Source organism: Flavobacterium yafengii, assembly GCF_030010375.1.
GTDB classification, from domain to species: domain Bacteria; phylum Bacteroidota; class Bacteroidia; order Flavobacteriales; family Flavobacteriaceae; genus Flavobacterium; species Flavobacterium yafengii.
Genome location: NZ_JASCRY010000001.1, coordinates 1666344 through 1687713, shown reverse-complemented (window position 1 = coordinate 1687713; position 21370 = coordinate 1666344). Strand labels below are relative to the sequence as shown.

The 21370-nt window shown below is 34.2% G+C and carries 22 protein-coding genes; 15 read left to right on the top strand and 7 right to left on the bottom strand.

Features of this window, described 5'->3' with window-relative positions:
• Window positions 1–211 precede the first annotated feature (211 nt).
• Window positions 212–427, top strand: coding sequence for a hypothetical protein (locus QLS97_RS07400; RefSeq protein WP_282715458.1), 216 nt, complete (start codon window positions 212–214; stop codon window positions 425–427).
• Here QLS97_RS07400 and QLS97_RS07395 read toward each other — a convergent pair.
• A complete protein-coding gene (locus QLS97_RS07395; protein ID WP_282715457.1) occupies window positions 424–771 on the bottom strand; it encodes a hypothetical protein in 348 nt (115 codons plus the stop codon). The two genes, QLS97_RS07400 and QLS97_RS07395, sit on opposite strands and share 4 nt — an antisense overlap.
• Window positions 772–844: 73 nt before the next feature.
• Here QLS97_RS07395 and QLS97_RS07390 point away from each other — a divergent pair, with 73 nt between their 5' ends.
• A complete protein-coding gene (locus QLS97_RS07390) occupies window positions 845–1837 on the top strand; it encodes a hypothetical protein (protein ID WP_282715456.1) in 993 nt (330 codons plus the stop codon).
• A complete protein-coding gene (locus QLS97_RS07385) occupies window positions 1834–1983 on the top strand; it encodes a hypothetical protein (protein ID WP_282715455.1) in 150 nt (49 codons plus the stop codon). The genes QLS97_RS07390 and QLS97_RS07385 overlap by 4 nt, the downstream gene beginning before the upstream one ends.
• A 1-nt stretch (window position 1984) precedes the next feature.
• Here QLS97_RS07385 and QLS97_RS07380 read toward each other — a convergent pair whose 3' ends face one another.
• The 4 genes from QLS97_RS07380 to QLS97_RS07365 all read right to left on the bottom strand — a co-directional run bounded on the left by QLS97_RS07380 (window position 1985) and on the right by QLS97_RS07365 (window position 5256).
• Window positions 1985–2260, bottom strand: a complete 276-nt coding sequence (locus QLS97_RS07380) for a hypothetical protein (protein ID WP_282715453.1) — start codon at window positions 2258–2260, stop codon at window positions 1985–1987.
• A 287-nt stretch (window positions 2261–2547) separates the two neighbouring features.
• Window positions 2548–4086, bottom strand: coding sequence for an IS1182 family transposase (locus tag QLS97_RS07375; RefSeq protein WP_282715119.1), 1539 nt, complete (start codon window positions 4084–4086; stop codon window positions 2548–2550).
• A 218-nt stretch (window positions 4087–4304) separates the two neighbouring features.
• Window positions 4305–4691 (bottom strand): nuclear transport factor 2 family protein, encoded by a 387-nt coding sequence (locus QLS97_RS07370; RefSeq protein ID WP_282715451.1) that lies wholly within the window; start codon window positions 4689–4691, stop codon window positions 4305–4307.
• A 19-nt stretch (window positions 4692–4710) separates the two neighbouring features.
• The gene (locus QLS97_RS07365; RefSeq protein WP_282715449.1) at window positions 4711–5256 is read right to left on the bottom strand and encodes a cysteine hydrolase family protein; all 546 of its coding nucleotides are present in this window, start codon (window positions 5254–5256) and stop codon (window positions 4711–4713) included.
• Between the two features lie 115 nt (window positions 5257–5371).
• Between QLS97_RS07365 and QLS97_RS07360 the strand changes: the two genes are divergently transcribed.
• The 3 genes from QLS97_RS07360 to QLS97_RS07350 all read left to right on the top strand — a co-directional run bounded on the left by QLS97_RS07360 (window position 5372) and on the right by QLS97_RS07350 (window position 7594).
• The gene (locus QLS97_RS07360) at window positions 5372–5704 is read left to right on the top strand and encodes a winged helix-turn-helix transcriptional regulator (protein ID WP_282715447.1); all 333 of its coding nucleotides are present in this window, start codon (window positions 5372–5374) and stop codon (window positions 5702–5704) included.
• Window positions 5705–5916: 212 nt separating this feature from the next.
• Window positions 5917–6402, top strand: a complete 486-nt coding sequence (locus tag QLS97_RS07355) for a DUF1905 domain-containing protein (RefSeq protein WP_282715445.1) — start codon at window positions 5917–5919, stop codon at window positions 6400–6402.
• A gap of 430 nt (window positions 6403–6832) precedes the next feature.
• Complete coding sequence (locus QLS97_RS07350; protein ID WP_282715442.1) at window positions 6833–7594, top strand: LuxR C-terminal-related transcriptional regulator; 762 nt, start codon at window positions 6833–6835, stop codon at window positions 7592–7594.
• 65 nt (window positions 7595–7659) lie between these two features.
• Here QLS97_RS07350 and QLS97_RS07345 read toward each other — a convergent pair whose 3' ends face one another.
• Window positions 7660–9378 (bottom strand): adenylate/guanylate cyclase domain-containing protein, encoded by a 1719-nt coding sequence (locus tag QLS97_RS07345; RefSeq protein ID WP_282715441.1) that lies wholly within the window; start codon window positions 9376–9378, stop codon window positions 7660–7662.
• Window positions 9379–9476: 98 nt separating this feature from the next.
• Entirely contained in the window at window positions 9477–9920 is a 444-nt protein-coding gene (locus tag QLS97_RS07340; RefSeq protein WP_282715439.1) for a hypothetical protein, read from the bottom strand.
• Between the two features lie 176 nt (window positions 9921–10096).
• Between QLS97_RS07340 and QLS97_RS07335 the strand changes: the two genes are divergently transcribed.
• The 9 genes from QLS97_RS07335 (at window position 10097) to QLS97_RS07295 (ending at window position 21302) form a co-directional block, all read left to right on the top strand.
• Entirely contained in the window at window positions 10097–10984 is an 888-nt protein-coding gene (locus QLS97_RS07335) for a YitT family protein (RefSeq protein ID WP_282715437.1), read from the top strand.
• 42 nt (window positions 10985–11026) lie between these two features.
• The gene (locus QLS97_RS07330; RefSeq protein ID WP_282715436.1) at window positions 11027–11665 is read left to right on the top strand and encodes an HD domain-containing protein; all 639 of its coding nucleotides are present in this window, start codon (window positions 11027–11029) and stop codon (window positions 11663–11665) included.
• A 208-nt stretch (window positions 11666–11873) separates the two neighbouring features.
• Window positions 11874–14159, top strand: a complete 2286-nt coding sequence (locus tag QLS97_RS07325) for a GH92 family glycosyl hydrolase (protein WP_282715435.1) — start codon at window positions 11874–11876, stop codon at window positions 14157–14159.
• 56 nt (window positions 14160–14215) lie between these two features.
• The gene (locus tag QLS97_RS07320) at window positions 14216–14659 is read left to right on the top strand and encodes a hypothetical protein (protein ID WP_282715433.1); all 444 of its coding nucleotides are present in this window, start codon (window positions 14216–14218) and stop codon (window positions 14657–14659) included.
• 183 nt (window positions 14660–14842) lie between these two features.
• On the top strand, window positions 14843–16618 hold the full coding sequence (locus tag QLS97_RS07315) for an AMP-dependent synthetase/ligase (RefSeq protein WP_282715431.1): 1776 nt from the start codon (window positions 14843–14845) through the stop codon (window positions 16616–16618).
• A 23-nt stretch (window positions 16619–16641) separates the two neighbouring features.
• Complete coding sequence (locus QLS97_RS07310; protein ID WP_282715429.1) at window positions 16642–17694, top strand: proline iminopeptidase-family hydrolase; 1053 nt, start codon at window positions 16642–16644, stop codon at window positions 17692–17694.
• A 166-nt stretch (window positions 17695–17860) separates the two neighbouring features.
• Window positions 17861–18247 (top strand): hypothetical protein, encoded by a 387-nt coding sequence (locus QLS97_RS07305; protein WP_282715427.1) that lies wholly within the window; start codon window positions 17861–17863, stop codon window positions 18245–18247.
• Window positions 18248–18383: 136 nt separating this feature from the next.
• Window positions 18384–18869: a MarR family winged helix-turn-helix transcriptional regulator gene (locus QLS97_RS07300; RefSeq protein WP_282715425.1), complete on the top strand. Its 486-nt coding sequence runs from the start codon at window positions 18384–18386 to the stop codon at window positions 18867–18869.
• Window positions 18870–18911: 42 nt separating this feature from the next.
• Window positions 18912–21302: a 3-hydroxyacyl-CoA dehydrogenase/enoyl-CoA hydratase family protein gene (locus tag QLS97_RS07295; RefSeq protein WP_282715423.1), complete on the top strand. Its 2391-nt coding sequence runs from the start codon at window positions 18912–18914 to the stop codon at window positions 21300–21302.
• Window positions 21303–21370 lie beyond the last annotated feature (68 nt).

Sequence of the window (21370 nt, the reverse complement as noted above, 5' to 3'; positions counted from 1 at the left end):
ATGGAATTAATTTAAAAGCCATTTTGATAATTTGTAAGATAATAATTAAAGTGTATATTTGAAAGTAATACGCTACGCAGTAGCGCCTATCCACCCAAAATGAGATGTATATGCGCTATTTTGTAGCGCCTATATACAAGTTGGTGGTCAGCTTAAAGAACCGAAAGGGTAAAAGTACCCCACTGATTTTTAGAAACAACTAAACAGAAAAATGATTGTAGTATCTTATGAAGAATTAGAAAGAAGATGTAATGACTTAACAGAACAAAGTAGTAAAAAAATAAAACACGCTTTAACAGAAGCAAGAAGAAATCTTTCTGGGTTAAGTTATAGCGAAATAGAGATGTTCTTACTTATATGTGAAAGAGAAATGAAAAAAAATTGTGATTTAAGTAGGTTTGGTTTCGAAACTCCCCCCCAAATTTAAAGGCAATCTGAATAGTTTTCTTTGTATAAAGGCGTAGATTTAATTTTTTCTATTATACTTTTTGCCGTTTTTTCTGTTGTATTAAAAATAATTATCTCATTTGGTGAAAATCCACAAAAGTCTTTATTTAAAATATCCTTGCTGCTTAATGTTTTTTCAAAAGAGGCTGTATGATAAAATCTTGCGTCAAAATAATTAGTGTTACTAACAATTGAATAGAACATAAAAAGTGCATTTTCAAATTTAATATCATTATCGAGAATAAATGAAAAAGGAATTACGTAATCAGGTAAATATTTATCTAAAATTAATAATGAATTGTTTTCAAATTGTTGAATTAACATATTATCGCAGTTTTAAATTGGACACCAAATATAAGAAAAACATTTCATAAATTGCAGCTTAAAATTAATCATTATGAATAAGACCGTAGAAAATACACTATTTAAAAGTCTAATTATATTATCCATATTTATCACATTACAATCTTGTAAGGAAAGAAAAAATACAATCTTAGATGAATCTGAAAAGTCAGACCTAACCAAAACCTTTGAGTATAAGTTAAAACACGAACCAAAGATATTTTTAAAATACTGGTCAGGAATGTCAGTAGACGAATCATCTAAAGTTGACGATATATTGATTGCGGATGGAAGTATTGCCTTTGATAGGGGAACATACACATATGAATTAGATAATTATAGTATAACTATGAAATTTAATTTTAATACAAATAATAAATTGGAAAGTATAACTTTAAAATCAGACATTGATAAAATTTATTCTCTTTATCAGAAAAAGTATAACTTACCTGATTTAGTCGATACTAATTTATTATATCAATGCTACTTAGATAATAATGCAGACTACCAACCAGTATTAACCTATAAAAAAATTGGCGATGGAGGTAAGTTATCTCAAGTACCTGCTGTTTTATTAGATAAAACACCTCCTTTAAAAAGCAGAATATATTTTGATATTAATGATGAAGAATATAATTCAACTTATTACACTAAAAAATTTTATAAAGATGAATTTACTGTTGATAAAGATAGTGTATTTATAGTTTTTCAGCAGACACTTAAAGATATAGCTAATCCGTCTGTAACTTGGTCTCTAGAAAAAAATAAAGAGGCAATGTCAGCACAACAAAATATCAATGGGGAAGGCTTTGGGACTATAAATTACCCAGAATCAGGAATAACAGGACACATTATTGCGAGTAACTCAAGGATAAAAACAGTTTATAAATATTATGTTTTAGAGCAATCAATTACATATTTTTCTAAAAATGAATATAATAAAAGGAAAAATATAATTGATAATAATATTAAAAAAGACAGCTTGAAAAGACAAACTGAAGAAGACAGACAAAAGGAAAGAAAAGAAAAATCTATAAATGAAATATGACAAATAAAGAATTAGAAAAAGAGTTAAAAGAAAGAGGCTATGATGTAACAAGAATAATATACAGCCCCGAAAGAAAAATTGACTATTTAATAGTCACAACTAAACATTTTCCAAAGTCAATGTTTGGAGGTTTAATAGCAGAATAGATTACTTTAATTCTTCGTAAGCATTGGCATTATTAATAAAGTCTTGTGGTATATCATTTTCAAAAGTTTTTTCAATTGTATTGTATTCTCCAAGATTTAGATAACGTTGAATATCAATAATAAATGTAACTTCAATTTTAGTTATTTTACTTTTCTCATCACGTTCTACATTTTTAATTAGATAATACAGAGACTCTAAATAGTCGTTACCACTATAAGTGAACTTATTTATATATTGAAATAATCTATCTTTTTTGAATCTTGAAGCTTTTGACATAGAGTATAATTTTAATCAAAAGTAATAAAAATAAAGTTAAATTACGGTGGAAAAAATAAAGCCGAACCACCAACACACGCTTGTAGCTATTGTGGCTTCGGGTGCATTTAGAAATAATCGGGCGAAAATAAAAATTAATAATAATCAGCAATTGCTTGGTGTTGAATCGCCCACAACATCTACAAGCGCGGGGACGTCAGGCTGTGAAAAAACCTCTTTTTTCTAATATAATCTTCAAATTTTACGACTCTACAATTCAAATAAGGCCTTTTAAGAAGTCGCTTTTTTTAGGCTGCAAATTTACTTTGATAAAAAATGAAGTCTAATTGCAGCTTTATATACTTCGTTTTTAGCAAAAACAAGACTTTTGCCTTGTAAGGTGAGTTCCATTTTTTGAGTTTGGCAATCAAATCGGGAACGCCCAAAATATTGATACTGCGTTTGATGTTATACACCAGCATAATCAGGCTGTGTTCCCCATTTACTTTTTCTAGTCCCGTTAAATTGGTGTGATTGTAGCCCCATTGGCGTTTAATAGTCCCAAAAATGTGCTCGTTGATTTCTTGCCTCTTGCGGTAGAGCTGTGGGTTTTCACGATACCGCTTGTTGTTTTCTTCTACGGCATCGGCATATTGGCTTCGGTCGATTTCTCTCCCACCTGCTCTACTAGTGCATAAATGTTTTACGGGACATGCTTTGCATTTTAGGGTTCGGTATTTTTTAAAATTATAGCTGTCTCTATCTGTAGTTTTCTTATGCCAACTGCCCGTAGTTTTTAATGTTTCGCTTTGTGGGCAGGTATAGGTATCGGTGTCTTGATTGTACTGAAATTGGGCTACTAAATAATCCTTGGTCGTACCGTTTTCGTTACTTTTTCCTTGTTCTGGTTGTGCTACAATGGTAGTGATGTTGGCTTGTTTGCAGATTTCTATTTGTTTGCCATTATGATATCCTTTGTCCACCAGTGCGGTATAGGTTTCTATACCTAGATTCTCTTTGGCTTCTATGGCAATGGCTGACAAGGCACTGCGGTCATTCTTGTTGATAGTGTGCGTGGCTACCACAAGATTGTGTTTGGCATCGACTGCGGCTTGGAGATTGAATGAGATTTCAACTACTTGTCCTTGCACTAATAAGGCTCTGGCATCGCTATCGGTAGTACTTATTTGAGGCTCGCCGCTTTGTTTTAGCTTTTCTTCCAGCGATTCATAGCGTAATTTATTCCCTTTTAGTCGGTCTATCTTTTGTTGGATATTTTGGATTTTAGCTGGACTTTCTTTAACATCATTTTCTTCCAAAGCTGTTAAGTATTCTTGGGTTTTGTCTTCAATATATTCAAGGTGTTTGTCGATTTTCTTTTGATTGAAATTGGCTTTTTTACTATTGTGCGATCGGCTTTTGGTACCGTCGATAGCAATAGTTTCGCATCCTATCAAATCCGCATCTTTAAGGAACAAAACAAAGAGTTTGAATAGCTTTTTCAAGGCAACAGGATTGTTTTTTCTAAAATCGGATATGCTGTGGTAATTAGGAACAATAGCTTCTAAAAGCCATTGCATTTCCATGTTTCTAATACATTCCTTTTCTAGATCTCGAGCACTTCTAACTCCGTTGAGATACCCGTATAAATAGATCTTTAGAAACACTTTACTGTTAAAACTCGGGCGACCTTCAGTCTTGATCGTTTTTACAGCAAAATCGAGTTTATAGAGGTCTATATATCCGACAAAGGCATCTATAAATCGCACCTGGTTATCGGGAGCTATAGCGTCTTCTAAACTAGAAATACGCAGTTGTTGACGGGATATTCCTGTGATATGTTGCATGCTTAAAAATACGAAAAATCTTCTTTTTACACCAGTTTTTTGTTATATTTGAGAATAATACAACAGAGGTTTTTTCACAGACTGACGTTAACGGTCATGCTACGTAAATAGTGCTAAAACATATAAGCGACACCTTGAAATTACAATTATAAACTATTGTAATCCCAATGTATCGCTTTTATTATCTAAACTAATTGTCTTTTATTGACGAAACCAAATTAATCCCAAAACAAATCTTCAGCATCTTGGTCTTCTGAAAATAACCAAACCTGGACAATTTTTTCATCCACAACTTCAAACAAATCGTTGCCGTTCATATCTACAGTTTTTTCTCCAATTTTACCACTAAAATGCACAGGAAATGAAACTAAATTTCCATTAACCATCATTGCTCCAGCTGGTTTAATAACTAATGAACCTTGAGTTGCTCCCATCATATCTCCAAGCATTTTACCAATAGCTTCAAGCCCATTTTTTGTTCCTGCAAACTGATGATTTCCTGGTTGATGCCATTTTGCATCAGGACTAAAATGTGAAAATGCTGTAGGAATATCTCCTTGTGAAAGTGCGATTGAATAAGCAGTTACTACTTCTTTTGCTGTCATATTATTTGCTTTTAAATTATTAATTAGTAAGAAATTCATTTGTGCTTTTCACATCAGCATAAAAGAAAGATAAAGCACTTAAAAATGCGTTGTGGGCATCTTCTGCTTTTACTGTTTTACCGTTAATTTCTAAATCTCTTGAAGCACAGGCATCTCCAATTACAGTACATTCAAAATCAAAGTCTTTAGCTGCTCTCACTGTAGCATCAACACACATATGTGTCATCATACCTACAACTACAAGTTCTGTAATACTTTGTGATTTTAGATAATCTAAAAGATCAGTATCTCTAAAACTGTTTGGGTAATATTTTGTAATTACTTTTTCTCCATTTAATGGTTTTACATTTTCTTGGATTTCTTGCCCTTTGGTTTCTGGTAAAAAAAACACAGAACCTGGTGCAACAGAAAGATGCTGTACGTGAACGATTGGTAGGTTTTCATCTCTGAATTTTGACAAAACAAGTTTGGCATTTTCACTTGCTCGCAAAGAACCTACTAATTCCATTGCTCCATTTTCAAAATAATCATTTTGAATATCTATTATTATTAATGCTTTGCTCATAATTTTTAATTTATTTTAGAAGTTATTTGTACAAAGGTAATAACTTACTTACTTTTGCACAAGTACATACCAAATAGTAATGTACTAACTAAATGGTTAGAATTATTGATTATCAATGGAAAAAAACTTAAAAATACATCCTGCTTTCGATGAAAGATGTCCTGTTAGGGCATCTTTAGCACTCTTAAGTGGTAAATGGACACTAATGATACTATTTCAAATCAATGAAAATGTGATGCGATATGGCGAACTGAAAAGAGCTGTCACAGGCATAAGTGAAAAAATGCTGATACAAGAACTTAACATGCTTGTTGAAAACAAATTAGTTAGTAAAGAAGTTTATCCTCAAATCCCACCGAAAGTAGAATATAGATTAACTAAATTAGGCTTGAAAACTTTGCCAATAGTAGATCAACTTGCTGAATTCGGTTTAGAAAATTTAGTTTAGTGTTTGTTAAAATAAAGCACGAACCGCTAACAGGCGTTTGGCAAGATTGCGAATTTTGTAGTAAATTCACGTTTAAATTTCGCAAGAAATTTTATCTTTAACAGAAAATAATCTGTTCCGAAGTTCGCAACCTCGCCAAGCGCCAGAACGTAGCTGTAATGTTTCCTCTTCACAGCAAAAGAATGAAATTTAAAAATCTTTGAATTTGAACTATGAATTTTATAGTAGAAAATGAAAAATTGGAAATTCAATATATTCCAGGAAACGGTGCTTGGACTTATCACCTTATTATACCAAATACTAAAAATATAAAAGGAAAATGGGGCGATTTAAAAGTGTCAGGAAAAATTGACGATTACGAAATAAATAGTAAAAACTTAGCACCTTTAAAAAATTCAGACAAAAAAATGTCTTTGAACTCGGAAATTAGAAACTTTATAGGGAAAAGCGGTGGAGAATTCGTAAACGTCACGCTTTATCTTGTAAATGAAAACACTGAAAAAAAGAATGAAAATGAAATGATTTTTGAATGTTTTAAGGATGCTGAAGTTTTAAATATATTCAAAAAACTCAAAATTGAGGAACAAAATGAAATAATTCAAAACATAAATTCATCTGCTACTGAAAATCAGAAAGTGGAAAAAATTGTGAAATTTATTGCAAAACTTGAACAGTTAAATCAAAAAAACTGCTCCTAAACCGTTGTTAGCACTAATTTTAAGAAAAAAATTGTGAATTTATAACTTTAATAAAAGAATCGTTTATGATGAAATTTTGGATAATTGCAATATTTATTTTTGCTGCTTCAACGTACATACTATCGAAATTTACTTTGAAAGAAAACAGAAAAGAAACTGGCGAGAAAGTTTGGAAATATGGGTATGGAAGATCTACTTATTGGCGACTTCTTTGTTTATGTAGTTTCGGAATAACAGTTGCAATAATGCTTATTATGCATTGGATAGGAATTCCTATCCTACCGAGCTGATATGCCACAATCGTTAGCGCAGTTTTGTTGCTAAATAAAAATTTCAGTATCAGTTCTTCTTTTTCAAAACCACATTTATTTTTCTTTAAACCGTAAAATAATTGTATTTTTAGCGAAATTTTATGTCAAAAACCTAAGACATGACCCAAGAACTACAAAAACTTCATTCGGTTTGGATTAGTACTCAAAAAAGAGCCAACGAGAACACTTTATTACCACAAATAAAGTTTGACGAAATTGCCAGCTCGATAATAAGCTCTGGTCCGTTTTATTATTATATCATTGATTTTTATGATATGTCTTTATCTAACGTTAGTCCAGCTATAACTGATATTCATGGATTTGACCCGGAAACCGTATCTTTTAATGATATTCTTGGAACAATACATCCTAACGATGTTGACTTCATAGTAAAAGCCGAAGCTTCAATACTTAATTTTTTTTATACCAACATAGGTGCTGAAAAATTGACTAACTATAAAATGAATTACAGTTTTAGAAGTCGAATGAAAAATGGGGAGTATTGCATGCTCAATCATCAAGCCATAATTCTTACTTTAGATCCAAAAGGCGGATTTGGAAAATCACTGAATATCCATACCAGAATCGATCATTTGACCAAAAACAATACCTACCAATATTCCATGATAGGGCTAAAAGGCGAACCCTCCTACATGAATATTGATGTTTTTGAAGATACCCAATGCTTTTCAGAATTTTCAAAAAGAGAAATTGATATCATTAAGCTAATTGCAGAAGGTTTTGACAACAATGAAATTGCCGAAACACTTTTTATCAGTGTCAATACCGTAAAACAGCATCGCAAAAATATTTTAAAGAAATCCAACTCCAGAAATACCGCCCAATTAATTAGAAAAAGCACATTGCAAGGCTTATTATAAATTCTATTAGATTTGTCTTTAAAAGCCGAGCTATTTGGAAAAAAAACACGACTATTCACATCGCTTTAAGTTGTAGGATTGTTTACAAAATACATTTTCATCGTCCCTCTGTTTTTAACTTCAATTTCACCTCTGTAATCACAATCAAAGCGGTCTTTAATGAGTTCATACGTGTTTTCGGATACATTAATTTTTCCTGGCTCTGAATTAGATTCCATACGGGAAGCAATGTTTACCGTATCTCCCCAAATATCATACGCAAATTTCTTGGTACCGACTACTCCGGCTACCACGGGACCGGAATTAATTCCGATGCGAATTTCAAAACGAGTATGATTTAAAGGATTATTATTTTTTGAATCTCTGACAAATGTGGCAATTTCAAAAGCCGCTTGTACCATTTTAAAAGCATGGTCTTCTGTTGGAAAAGGCAAACCTCCCGCGCACATATAACAATCACCAACTGTTTTGATTTTTTCTAAATCATATTTTTCCATGATTTCATCAAATTTAGAAAAATAGTAGTCCACACTTTCCACTAATTTTTCTGGCGGTAGTTTTTCTGCATATTGGGTAAATCCCTCAAAATCGGTAAATAATACCGATACCGATTCGAATTTTTTGGCGAGCACTTTACCATTTTGTTTCAACTCATGAGCCGTTTCTTCGGGAAGAATATTTAGCAACAAGCTGTCTGACCGATTCTTTTCCTCTTCAATAATGACATTGGTTTTCTTTATGAATTTATACCTTCTGAACATTCCAAAAGCAAGTAAGAAAACCAGTCCCGATGATATCGCAGATGAAATGGCAATAATCTGTCGGTTTTTTTTTCCTTGGTTGAGCAAATCGACTTCAATCTGTTTCTGGGAAACTTCAAAATTAGTTCGTAAATCAGCCATTTGCTGAACCGATTTAAGATTGGTGACACTATCCCGATAAATAATATGATTCTTGTAATGCTTAAAGGATTCGACGGGATTTCCGGATATTTGATACAGCTCTGAAAGTTTAAGATTTGAATTACTGATTTGGTCTTTCAAACCATATTTTTGAGCTAGCTCCAGACTTCTCTGCGCATAATTGAGCGCAACAGCCTGATTATTTTGTTTTAAATAAATAGCTGACATGTACGTCAGGTAATCTGAAATCGCATAATAATCCTTTAGTTCTTCCAGAATTTTTATGGCTTTACTCATGTATTTCATGGCCAAGGCATCCTTTCCCTGCTCGGCATAGACCATTCCTATGTTTCCTAAATTATAGGCAGTACCAATCAAATAATCGGCTCTCTTGAAAATTTCACCGGATTCTTTAAAATTTCTTAATGCTAAATCGTATTTCTTGTTTTTAAAATATTCATCGCCCATATTTAATAAAGCGGACGCCAGCCCTATAGAATTATCGGTTTCTCTCAATAATTTAATGGCTTTGTTGTAATATAAATAAGCATTTTTAGAATTCCCCATAACCGAATATACATCGGCAATAGAGGAATAAGCAGTTCCTTGACCCGCACTATATTTTGCTTTGCTAGCTGCGGCCTCACTTTTAAAAAAAGCATCAAGGGATTTATTCAAATCTCCAATAAGTCTGAGTTTATTTCCTTTTTGAAAATACCCTCTGTGCAGGTATAAATAGTTGTTTTCTAACTTTGACAGCGCAATAAGTTCCTCTGCATATCTTAGCGACAGCCTGAGATTATTCACTTCATTAAAAGATAAATTCCTAAGTAATTCTAATTTTTCAGCATTTTCAATATTCCCTCTCTGATAAATTTTCACAAGGCTGTCCGCGACTTTTTGCTCCTGGGCTAAAATACTTAAGTGCACAAAAAAAACAAAAAGAGCAATTTTAAAAGAATATTTAAAATTCAATTCCATTACGGATTTATAGCTAATTTGGGATCTATGCTAAATGTTTTTGAAGAATTACCGGAATCATAAACGCTAAAATTGATGTTGTAAATATCCAACTTACCAAGCAAACTAGGATCATTTTTGACATTGGCAGATGCGTTTCCAGACCTTCCTCCCGATCCATAAATAGTAGGACTGTCAAAAAAATTAACATCATTGGATTTGGATTCATAATCAATACTGTTGATTGCCACAGAGTATCCCGAGTCCCTTGAAACACCGACCCACTTTACATTATTATTGATAAATACATAGGATTTAAAATCTTCTGGAGTTCCATTTGAAGAACTTCCGGAATTATCATCCGATAATGTGCAACAACCATCAATTTGAGATTGTGATGGAGCATTCATTCCATAAAGATTAGCAGTTTGAACGGTCAATGTGATTACTACAGACTTTGCCATGATTACTATATTTAAAGGTTAATAAATTCTGATTCAGAAAACTATTAATTTAAAAATGGCTGGGGAAACCAAAGAATCGATATTTTGAGGTAACAATCTAATTATAAGGTAAATATAATATTTATTTTTTAAAATAAAGTAGTATATTTAAAGGATTTTAATCCAAATTCATTCTTATGAATATTGACCACCAACCCATTGACTGGAAAGAAATATTTCATCCAAAAAATATTATTCTAAATTTAGTGGGCGTAGTATTCATTACATTGGCACTAAAGGGATTTATGATACCCAATAAATTTTTGGATGGCGGTATTATAGGGATTTCAATACTTATCCATGAAATTACCCATCTGCCATTTGGAATTCTTGTCTTGGGTTTAAACATACCGTTTTTGTTTTTAGGAAAAAGATTATTGGGAAAAACATTTGCATTACAAAGCTTGATGACTTTTTTATTACTAGCCGCCAGTATGACTTTTATTCATATTGAAGCAGTTACCACAGACAGACTTTTAATTGCTTTGTTCGGCGGTTGCCTGATTGGGATTGGGATGGGATTGTGTATTCGGAGTGGCTCCACTGCTGATGGTGTAGAAATCTTGGCTTTATTGACAACCCGAAAAATTGGACTCAACGTATCCGAAGTTATCTTTGGGATGAATACCTTATTATTTTTGGCTGCAGCTTGGTCTTTTGGTATTGGAACAGCATTGTACTCAATTGTCACTTATTTTTCGGCCATAAAATCCCTCGATTATATAACGCACGGCCTGGAACAATATACTTCCTTGCACATCATTTCTTCCAAAAGTGAAATTATTAAATCATTAATTGTGAAAAAATTCGGGAAAGGAATTACAATAATTAAAGGGGAACGGGGTTATTTACCTGATACTTTCGATTTAAAAACAGACTGTGACATTATTATCACTGTAGTAACGCGACTTGAATTACTTAGAATCAAAGATGAGATAAAAAAAATAGACCCCAATGCTTTTATGTTTATCCAATATATCAAAGAAGCCAGCGGCGGAATTTTAAGAAACAAACAAAAACACTAATATCTGAAATCCATGAAATAGGCTTCTCACAAAGATACCTTCATGGTGTGTACCTTATTTTTAAATTTAATTGTAGCTGTAAATATGAAAAACTGGAATCTTTTGTATACCAATGTCATGGATTGTTTAAAAACACAATTGTCTCCTTTTCTCATTTATCACCATTGGAAACACACACAACATGTGCTGGAAGCAGCAGAATATATTGCGCAACAAGAAAACACAACTGAGGAAGATATTCTGCTTGTTAAAACTGCGGCATTGTTTCATGATGCCGGATTTATCAATGGAATTAATGAGGGGCATGAAGAAGAAAGCATTCGGTTTGCTGAAAAAAAGTTACCGGAATTTGGATATACCAAAAAAGAAATTGAAACCATTGCCGGTATGATAAGAGCCACTACATTACCTCAAAAACCAAAAACCAAATTAGAATGCATCCTTGCAGATGCCGATGTCGAATACTTGGGCACCAATCATTTTGAGCGCATCGGAAATAAACTCTATTTGGAATTGAAACATTATAGTCCAAATCTCAGCTTGGAAGAATGGAACGACATGCAAATTAATTTTCTCCAATCGCACTTTTATCATACCGACTATTGCATTCAAAATAGAACTGCCATAAAAGAAAAGAATCTTAAAGAACTGATTGAAAGGAAAAAATTAGAAAAGGGATAAAAATTGACTTAGTTGGTATTCCTAAATGAATGGCTTTAATTTTATTTTAAATGCAGGTCTAAAATAATTCTGAACGAATAGTATCATTGCGTGACGAAGTTTTTACTGTAAAATAGTCCTAATATTTGCTTAAAAACTTACGATTAGTTAGATTTGAATGCAATACTTAATTCGCATTAACTCCCGAAACTAATTTAGCAGTTATCCCATGAAAAAAATATTCCTTTTTGCCTTACTCTACAGTTTTTCTTTTACCCAAGCACAACAAAATTTAGTAAAATATGTTAAGCCAATCATTGGTACCGAAAAAATGGGGCATACTTATCCTGGTGCAACAGTTCCTTTTGGAGCAGTGCAACTAAGCCCGGAAACGGATACTATTTCATACGAACTTAATGGCAAATACAACGGAGATGTCTATAAATATTGTGCCGGTTACAAATATGAAGACAAGACTATTGTAGGTTTCAGCCACACGCATTTAAGCGGAACAGGACACTCTGATCTTGGAGATTTTCTAATTATGCCAACACAAGGAAAATTGCAGTTGAATCCTGGAACCGCTGCAAACCCAAAAAGTGGATTTCGCTCCGCGTTTTCTCATGCTAACGAAAAAGCCGAAGCCGGCTATTATAAAGTCAAACTGGATGATGGCGGTATTTTAGCCGAAATGACCGCTACAACTCGAGTTGGTATGCATCAATATACTTTTCCAAAATCGGACGAAAGTCATATCATTTTAGACTTAATGGCCGGAATTTATAATTACGATCAAAAAGATGTTTGGACCTATGTGAGAGTTATTAATGACACTTTGATTACCGGTTACAGACAAACGAATGGCTGGGCAAGAACCCGAACGGTTTATTTTGCCATGTCATTTTCGAAGCCTTTTAAAGAATATGGTCAAAAGAATTATGATGCTAAACAGCCGTATAGAGGATTTTGGGGCAAGTTCGACCAAACCAAAAATTTCCCTGAAATAGCCGGTAAAAAAATACGAATGTATTTTGATTTCAAAACAGAAGAATCCGAAAAAATAAAAATAAAATTCGCTTTATCCTCGGTTAGCCAAGAAAACGCATTGCAAAATATGCAGGCGGAAATCAAAGATTGGAATTTTGAAAAAGTAAAAGACCAAGCACAAGCAATTTGGAACAAAGAATTGAATAAAATCAATATCAATGCATCAGAAGATACCAAAGTGAATTTTTACACCGCCATGTATCATACTTTCATAAATCCAACAACTTACACGGACGTAAACGGACAATACAAAGGACTGGATCAAGGAACTCACCAAGCAGACGGTTTTACCAATTACAGTACTTTTTCGCTTTGGGATACCTATCGGGCATTGCATCCTTTTTTTAATATAATTCAACCTTCACGTAATAATGACATGGTAAAATCCATGCTGGCACATTACAATCAAAGTGCCTTGCACATGTTACCCATTTGGTCTCACTATTCCAATGATAACTGGTGTATGAGTGGCTATCATAGTGTTTCCGTGATTGCGGATGCCATTATAAAAGGAATTTACAATGGAGATGAAAACCAAGCATTGGAAGCCTGTATCACAACAGCAAACCACCGCAATTATGAAGGTATTGGCAGTTATATTGATTTGGGTTATATTCCTGCCGAAAAAAGTGGCATCTCTGTTTCAAACACATTAGAATATGCTTATGATGATTGGTGTATTGCACAAATCGCCAAGAAACTGAACCGAACTGATGTATACAATGAATTTATAAAACGCTCCGGAAATTGGAAAAACAATTTTGATAAAACAACTGGTTTTATGCGTCCAAAATTAGCTGACGGTACCTTCAAAAAAGAATTTGACGCTTTAAGCACCCACGGTCAAGGTTTTATAGAAGGAAATAGCTGGAACTACAGCTTTTTTGTACCGCAGGATCCAACTCAATTAGTAACTCAAATGGGAGGCAAAAAATCTTTTGCATCGCGATTGGACACCCTGTTTTCAATGTATTTACCGGATTCCTTTTTTGCAGAAACCGAAGATATTACCCGAGAAGGAATTATAGGCGGTTACGTTCATGGCAATGAGCCCGCGCATCATGTGGCTTATTTTTACAATTGGACAGACGAACCTTGGAAAACCCAATCCCAAGTGCGTAAAATTTTAAACATGCAGTACAAACCTACTCCAGATGGTTTAGGAGGAAACGATGATTGCGGACAAATGAGTGCTTGGTATATTTTCTCTTCACTGGGATTCTATCCTGTAGCGCCTGGATCTGATGAATACAGTTTGGGGTCGCCACTGGTAAATAACGCAACCCTGACTTTAGAAAATGGAAAAACATTTACTGTGGAAGCGATGAACCAAAGTGATAAAAATGTTTATGTGAAAAAAGTGCTGTTGAACGGGAAACCATTTAACAGTTTATTTATCAAACATGCTGACATTACCAACGGTTCAAAAATCACTTTTTATATGAGTCCAAAGCCAACAAAGAAATAATGACAATGGTACCAAATCAAAAAACACTGTTTGTTTAAAAACCAAAACTACCCGAAATGACAAAACTAGTTACCGTATTCATGCTACCATTAATTCTGTTTTTTGCTACTGTAAACGCACAAAATAAAGTTAAAAAAATAACCACCAAAGACGGAATCCATTATATTACCACAAACATTGATTATCCTATAACGGGAACTTATCTTTTTGAAGGCCTTACAGAACCTATCGTACAATTAGATCCAGATGGAACCGGTGTTTTTCAAGTATTGGATTTATCAAAAACTACAATCCTTTGGGGAATGGAATGTTTTGAAAACGGTACTCCAAAATACGAAAAAGGCTTTAACTATGCGGTATACACACTTTGGTATAAAAACAAAGAGACAAACTCAGAAATGGAAACTTCAGAAGACTGGGTAAATGCCCATTTTTCTATCCATTTTCAAAAAAAGAAAATGTTCATCTTAGGAGACAGAAGCAAAGATTATGTAGAGTAATCTATTAATCCAAAATTCATATGAAATGAACATTTCAGCTTAAAATCAGTGTCTTAAACTTCATTTCAAGAAAACGTTTTCGTAAAATGGAATAATTCTGGTTTAATTTTCTATTTAATTTTTGAAAATTAATAATTATTATTAATTTTTATTTAATTTGCGAGTCAATTCAACATTCGAATAATGACTTCTATAACCAGACTTTTTGATTTTCCTTATTATCAACAAGATAAATATACTTCAATTCCAGATGCTTTAACAACGAAGCAGAATGGGGTTTGGATAAAAACCTCTACTCAAGAATACATCGCTAAAGCCAATGCTGTTTCGAGGGCGCTCTTGAAAATGAACGTTCAAAAAGACGATAAAATTGCCATTATTTCTACTAATAATAGAACCGAATGGAATATTATGGATATTGGCGTGCTGCAAACTGGTGCGCAAACCGTTCCTATTTACCCAACCATTTCCGAAGATGATTATGAATATATTCTGAATCATTCCGGTGCCATGTACTGTTTTGTTTCGGATGCCGAAGTACTTCGCAAAGTAAATTTGATCAAAGATAAAGTATCTACGCTTAAAGAAGTCTATTCGTTCAACGAAATTGAAGGTTGTAAAAACTGGAATGAATTATTGATTCAGGGTGTAGACACTGGCAATCAAAGTGAGGTTGAAGACCGTAAAAACAACGTAAAAACAGAAGATTTAGCGACTATAATTTATACTTCGGGAACCACAGGAAAGCCAAAAGGAGTTATGCTTTCCCATAAAAATATTGTCTCAAATGTGTTGGACAGTGCTTCGAGAATTCCTTTTGAAGCAGGTAAAAGCCGTGCATTGAGTTTTCTTCCTATTTGCCATATTTTCGAAAGAATGATTTTGTATTTATACCAATATTACGGAGTTTCTGTATATTTTGGGGAATCAATTGATAAAATCAGTGATAATCTAAAAGAAGTTAGACCAACAGTAATTACTGCGGTTCCAAGACTTTTGGAAAAAGTATATGATAAAATTTATGCCAAAGGAACGGAATTGACCGGTATCAAAAAGAAACTATTCTTTTGGGCGATTGATTTGGGATTAGTCTATGAGCCTTATGGCAAAAATGGATTTTGGTATGAGTTCCAACTCAAAATTGCCCGCAAACTTATTTTCAGTAAATGGAAAGAAGGTTTGGGAGGAAACCTTGATTTGATGGTTTCCGGAAGTGCCGCTTTACAACCTAGATTAGCGAGAGTTTTTGCTGCAGCAGAAATTCCGGTAATGGAAGGCTATGGTTTGACCGAAACGTCACCTGTAATCTCTGTTAATGACATGAGAAATCACGGTTTCAAAGTAGGAACTGTGGGTAAAGTAATTGATAATGTAGAAGTGCTGATTGCGGAAGACGGTGAAATTCTTTGCAAAGGACCAAACGTAATGATGGGCTATTACAAAGATGAAAAACTGACCAATGAAGTAATTACTGACGGTTATTTTCATACTGGCGATATCGGAATTTTTGACGAAGAAGGATTCTTGAAAATTACGGACCGTAAAAAAGAAATGTTCAAAACCTCCGGAGGGAAATACATTGCGCCACAATTAATTGAGAATACGATGAAACAATCCCGTTTCATTGAACAAATAATGGTAATTGGTGATGGACAAAAAATGCCGGCCGCTTTCATTCAACCAAGTTTTGATTTTATTAAAGAATGGGGCGTTATCCATGGAATTGATGTTGGAAAAAGCAATGAAGAAATCGTCTCAAACGAAAAAGTTATTGCCCGAATTCAAGAAGAAATTGACAGCTTAAATGAAAAATTTGGAAATTGGGAGAAAATAAAACGTTTTGAATTGACACCGGATATTTGGTCTATTGAAGGCGGACAGCTTACTCCTACTCTAAAACTAAAACGAAAAATAGTGATGGAGAAATACATTGATTTGTTCCATAAAATCTACAACTAGCCTTTGATAAAAACCGTTCCGTTATGAAACTAAAAGTCTTGATTTGCTCCGTTATAAGTGTGTTCTTTTTTTCTAATTGTCAAGAAAAACCAAAGGAAGATTCCATAAAGGCAAATTATTTAGACTTTTCCAAACGGGATGACCAGCTGACAGGCGGTATCAAAATGATTCCGATTAAAACACCAAAAGGCACCTTTAACGTTTGGACAAAACGAGTAGGCAACAATCCGAAAATAAAAGTGTTGCTACTTCACGGCGGACCGGGATTGACGCATGAATTATACGAATCTTTTGACGGCTATTTCCCTAACGAAAGCATTGAATACATTTATTACGACCAGTTGGGTTCGTATTACAGCGACCAACCCAATGACAATAGTTTATGGACCAATGAACGTTTTGTGGAGGAAGTGGAGCAAGTACGTATCGCATTAGGCTTGGACAGTTCTAACTTTTACTTGATGGGACAATCTTGGGGTGGAATTCTAGCAATGGAATACGCTTTGAAATACCAAAAAAACCTGAAAGGCTTAATTATCTCCAATATGATGGCGAGTGCAGCAGAATATAACGCTTACGCAAAAGACGTGTTGGCACCGCAAATGGATCCTAAAATCCTAAAACAATTGCAGGATATTGAGAACAATAATGATTTTGATAATCCAAAATACAGTGAATTACTGTTCAAACATTACTACACGGAACACATTTTGAGAATGCCACTGGAGAAATGGCCAGAATCCATCAACAGATGCTTCAAGCATATTAACCCTAATGTATATGTTTATATGCAAGGCCATAGTGAATTTGGTATCACTGGAAACGCTACACTTAAAAATTGGGATGTCAAAGCCAGACTAAAAACCCTGACGGTTCCTACCTTGAGTATTGGTTCTAAATACGACACGATGGATCCCGAACACATGAAATGGATTGCCAATGAAGTTCAAAACGGGCGTTTCTTGTTTTGCCCTAACGGAAGCCACCTTTCGCAATACGATGACCCAAAAACCTATTTTCCGGGCGTAATCAAGTTCTTAAAAGATGTGGATAGCGGGGAGTTTAAGAAAAGATAGACTTTATTCGAAATAATACAAACTCATCAATTGCTGATGAGTTTTTTTTTAAATCTAAAACAAAAACACAACCAATCATTTCATATTCAATTGTTTTTTAACACTTTATCTGTTATTTTGCTATTTTTTAATACCTTTATTGTATTAACCAATAAAACCAAACATTATGAATGTAAAATTTTTTTTAGTTTCGGGCATTGTAGGTGGTATCGTCCAATTTCTTTTAGGATGGTTGTTTTACGGAATCCTATTTAAAAACTCATTCCCTAGTGATGGAAATGAAAACATGCTATTCATATTTTTAGGATGTATGACTTTTGGATTTTTCGTCTCTTACATTTTTACGAAATGGGCCGGAATTTCCAATGCGGCGACTGGTTTAAAAGCCGGTGCGGTTATTGGATTATTCATGTCCCTGTACAGTAATTTCTTTATGAATTCTATGACAAGTGAAATCAATTATCAAACTATGGGGTTAGATATTGTAATCACTATTGTAATGGCCGCATTAGTAGGTGCAGTAATTGCTCTTGTTAATGGGAAAATAAAATAAAATATAAAAACACACCAGTAAACTCCTCATTTTATGGGGAGTTTTTTAGTTTAAACAAAAATTTACAAAAAAATATTTTAATATATTATGCGTGCATAGTATTTTTTTATTATATTTGAAATCGATATAGTTACATATGAAAGATAAAACGATAGATTATATTTTACGTGCCACCTGGCAAGCAGTAGCCAGAATGTATAACGAAGAAGCTTCTAAATATGATGCGAGCATGGCCACAGGTTTTGCTTTGTTGAGTATTGATAAAGAAGGTGGGACACCATCGACTTCTTTGGGACCAAAAATGGGAATGGAAGCCACCAGCCTGACCAGAACCTTAAAATCTATGGAGGAAAAAGGCTTAATCATCCGAAAGAAAAACCCGGAAGATGGCCGTGGCGTATTGATTTACCTGACTGATTTTGGTAAAGAAAAAAGAGAATTATCTAAGAATACAGTGTTGAAATTCAATGAAACGGTGAAACAACACATCTCAGAGGAGAAGTTGAAACACTTTATAGAAGTAGCGGAAACGATCAACGAATTAATTCTAGACAAAAACATATTTAATCAAACCGAAAAAACAGAAAATGACATCGCCATGATTCAAAAGAACAATCAATAATGGCGCTCCCATATTCAAATAAAAAACAAATATAAACAACGTATGAAACGCACAATTAAAAAAGTTGCAGTAATAGGATCCGGAATTATGGGTTCAGGAATTGCCTGCCATTTTGCCAACATTGGAGTTGAAGTGTTACTGTTGGACATTGTTCCAAGAGAACTTACCGAAGCGGAAGCTAAAAAAGGACTGACTTTAGAAAGCAAAATCGTAAGAAACCGATTGGTGAACGAGCATTTGGCTAATTCCCTGAAATCGAAACCGTCCCCTATTTACAGTCAGAAATTTGCCAGCAGAATCACTACTGGAAATACTACCGATGACATGGCTAAAATTGCTACTGTTGATTGGATTATTGAAGTTGTGGTGGAACGTTTGGACATCAAAAAAATGGTTTTTGAACAAATTGAAAAATTCAGAAAACCGGGAACCTTGGTGACTTCAAATACATCTGGTATTCCAATTCATTTTATGAGTGAAGGAAGAAGCGACGATTTTCAAAAGCATTTCTGTGGGACACACTTTTTTAACCCTGCGCGTTATTTGAAATTATTCGAAATCATTCCTGGTCCGCAAACTTCAACAGAAGTTTTGGATTTCCTTACAGATTATGGTTCAAAATTTTTGGGCAAAACTTCGGTCGTTGCCAAAGATACTCCGGCATTTATTGGAAACCGAATCGGGATTTATGGGATTCAGAGTTTGTTTCATTTGGTAAAAGAAATGGGATTGACGATTGAAGAAGTGGATAAATTGACTGGTCCGGTTATCGGAAGACCAAAATCGGCTACTTTCAGAACTGTTGACGTAGTTGGATTGGATACTTTGGTACATGTTGCCAACGGAATCTATGAAAACTGCCCGAATGACGAACAACACGAGTTGTTTAAACTTCCAGAATTCGTCAATAAAATGATGGAAAACAAATGGCTGGGAAGCAAAACTGGTCAAGGTTTTTATAAAAAAGTAGACAAAGATATTTTGTCTTTGGACTTAGACACATTAGAATACCGTCCGGCTAAAAGAGCTTCTTTTACCACTTTGGAATTGACAAAAACGATTGATAAACCAATTGACCGTTTTAAAGTTCTGGTAAAAGGAAAAGACAAAGCAGGAGAATTCTACCGTAAAAGTTTTGCAGGAATGTTTGCTTATGTTTCGAACCGAATTCCTGAAATTACAGATGAATTATACAAGATTGACGATGCCATGAAAGCCGGTTTCGGATGGGAAAATGGTCCTTTCGAAATTTGGGATGCCATTGGTGTCGAAAAAGGAATCGAAATCATGAAAGCGGAAGGTTTAGCGCCAGCTGCTTGGGTAACTGATATGTTGGCTTCTGGAAGTTCTAGTTTTTATTCTATTAAAGAAGGAGCAACTTTTTTCTACAATATCCCTACAAAATCACAAACTAAAGTTCCAGGGCAGGATGCCTTTATTATCCTGAACAACATTCGCGAAAGCAAAAAAGTATGGAGCAACAGCGGTGCGATTATACAAGATTTAGGAGATGGAATCTTGAATTTAGAATTCCAATCTAAAATGAATACGATTGGTGGAGATGTTTTGGCAGCCATCAATAAAGCGATTGATTTATCTGAAAAAGAATATCAAGGATTGGTTATTGGAAATCAAGCAGCGAATTTCTCTGTGGGAGCCAATATCGGAATGATATTCATGATGGCAGTTGAGCAAGAATACGATGACTTGAATATGGCAATCAAAATGTTCCAAGATACGATGATGCGCGTACGCTACTCTGGAATTCCAGTGGTCGTTGCACCACACGGAATGACTTTTGGCGGGGGGTGCGAAATGAGTTTGCATGCTGATAAAGTAGTCGCTGCAGCGGAAACGTATATGGGATTAGTGGAATTTGGTGTTGGAGTAATTCCTGGCGGTGGCGGATCGAAAGAAATGGCCTTGCGTGCAGCTGATTTATTTCATAAAAATGATGTGGAGCTAAATGTTTTACAAGAATATTTCTTGACTATCGCTATGGCAAAAGTCTCTACTTCTGGTTACGAAGCTTTTGATACGGGCCTTTTACAACACGGAAAAGATATTATTGTAGTGAACAAAGACCGTCAGATTGCCGAAGCGAAGAAACACGCTTTACTAATGGCCGAAGCCGGTTACACACAACCGATTCGCAGAAGCGATGTGAAAGTATTAGGAAAGCAAGCTCTTGGAATGTTCTTAGTAGGAACGGACCAAATGGAAGCCGGAAAATACATCTCGGAACACGACAAGAAAATCGCTAACAAACTGGCTTATGTTATGGCTGGTGGTGATTTATCAGAACCAACTTTAGTAACCGAACAATATTTATTGGATTTAGAACGTGAAGCTTTCTTGTCATTATGTACAGAAAGAAAAACATTAGAAAGAATTCAGTTTATGTTGACCAAAGGAAAACCGCTAAGAAATTAATTTTTAATTATAAATTATGAATTATAAATTATGAATGAGCTTCATTTAAAATTTATAATTCAAAATTC

Excerpts from the sequence above, each read along its gene's own strand:
- QLS97_RS07400 (WP_282715458.1), top strand. The coding sequence starts at position 212 with ATGATTGTAGTATCTTATGAAGAATTAGAAAGAAGATGTAATGACTTA.
- QLS97_RS07395 (WP_282715457.1), bottom strand. The coding sequence starts at position 771 with ATGTTAATTCAACAATTTGAAAACAATTCATTATTAATTTTAGATAAA.
- QLS97_RS07390 (WP_282715456.1), top strand. The coding sequence starts at position 845 with ATGAATAAGACCGTAGAAAATACACTATTTAAAAGTCTAATTATATTA.
- QLS97_RS07385 (WP_282715455.1), top strand. The coding sequence starts at position 1,834 with ATGACAAATAAAGAATTAGAAAAAGAGTTAAAAGAAAGAGGCTATGAT.
- QLS97_RS07380 (WP_282715453.1), bottom strand. The coding sequence starts at position 2,260 with ATGTCAAAAGCTTCAAGATTCAAAAAAGATAGATTATTTCAATATATA.
- QLS97_RS07375 (WP_282715119.1), bottom strand. The coding sequence starts at position 4,086 with ATGCAACATATCACAGGAATATCCCGTCAACAACTGCGTATTTCTAGT.
- QLS97_RS07370 (WP_282715451.1), bottom strand. The coding sequence starts at position 4,691 with ATGACAGCAAAAGAAGTAGTAACTGCTTATTCAATCGCACTTTCACAA.
- QLS97_RS07365 (WP_282715449.1), bottom strand. The coding sequence starts at position 5,256 with ATGAGCAAAGCATTAATAATAATAGATATTCAAAATGATTATTTTGAA.
- QLS97_RS07360 (WP_282715447.1), top strand. The coding sequence starts at position 5,372 with ATGGAAAAAAACTTAAAAATACATCCTGCTTTCGATGAAAGATGTCCT.
- QLS97_RS07355 (WP_282715445.1), top strand. The coding sequence starts at position 5,917 with ATGAATTTTATAGTAGAAAATGAAAAATTGGAAATTCAATATATTCCA.
- QLS97_RS07350 (WP_282715442.1), top strand. The coding sequence starts at position 6,833 with ATGACCCAAGAACTACAAAAACTTCATTCGGTTTGGATTAGTACTCAA.
- QLS97_RS07340 (WP_282715439.1), bottom strand. The coding sequence starts at position 9,920 with ATGGCAAAGTCTGTAGTAATCACATTGACCGTTCAAACTGCTAATCTT.
- QLS97_RS07335 (WP_282715437.1), top strand. The coding sequence starts at position 10,097 with ATGAATATTGACCACCAACCCATTGACTGGAAAGAAATATTTCATCCA.
- QLS97_RS07330 (WP_282715436.1), top strand. The coding sequence starts at position 11,027 with ATGGTGTGTACCTTATTTTTAAATTTAATTGTAGCTGTAAATATGAAA.
- QLS97_RS07325 (WP_282715435.1), top strand. The coding sequence starts at position 11,874 with ATGAAAAAAATATTCCTTTTTGCCTTACTCTACAGTTTTTCTTTTACC.
- QLS97_RS07320 (WP_282715433.1), top strand. The coding sequence starts at position 14,216 with ATGACAAAACTAGTTACCGTATTCATGCTACCATTAATTCTGTTTTTT.
- QLS97_RS07315 (WP_282715431.1), top strand. The coding sequence starts at position 14,843 with ATGACTTCTATAACCAGACTTTTTGATTTTCCTTATTATCAACAAGAT.
- QLS97_RS07310 (WP_282715429.1), top strand. The coding sequence starts at position 16,642 with ATGAAACTAAAAGTCTTGATTTGCTCCGTTATAAGTGTGTTCTTTTTT.
- QLS97_RS07305 (WP_282715427.1), top strand. The coding sequence starts at position 17,861 with ATGAATGTAAAATTTTTTTTAGTTTCGGGCATTGTAGGTGGTATCGTC.
- QLS97_RS07300 (WP_282715425.1), top strand. The coding sequence starts at position 18,384 with ATGAAAGATAAAACGATAGATTATATTTTACGTGCCACCTGGCAAGCA.
- QLS97_RS07295 (WP_282715423.1), top strand. The coding sequence starts at position 18,912 with ATGAAACGCACAATTAAAAAAGTTGCAGTAATAGGATCCGGAATTATG.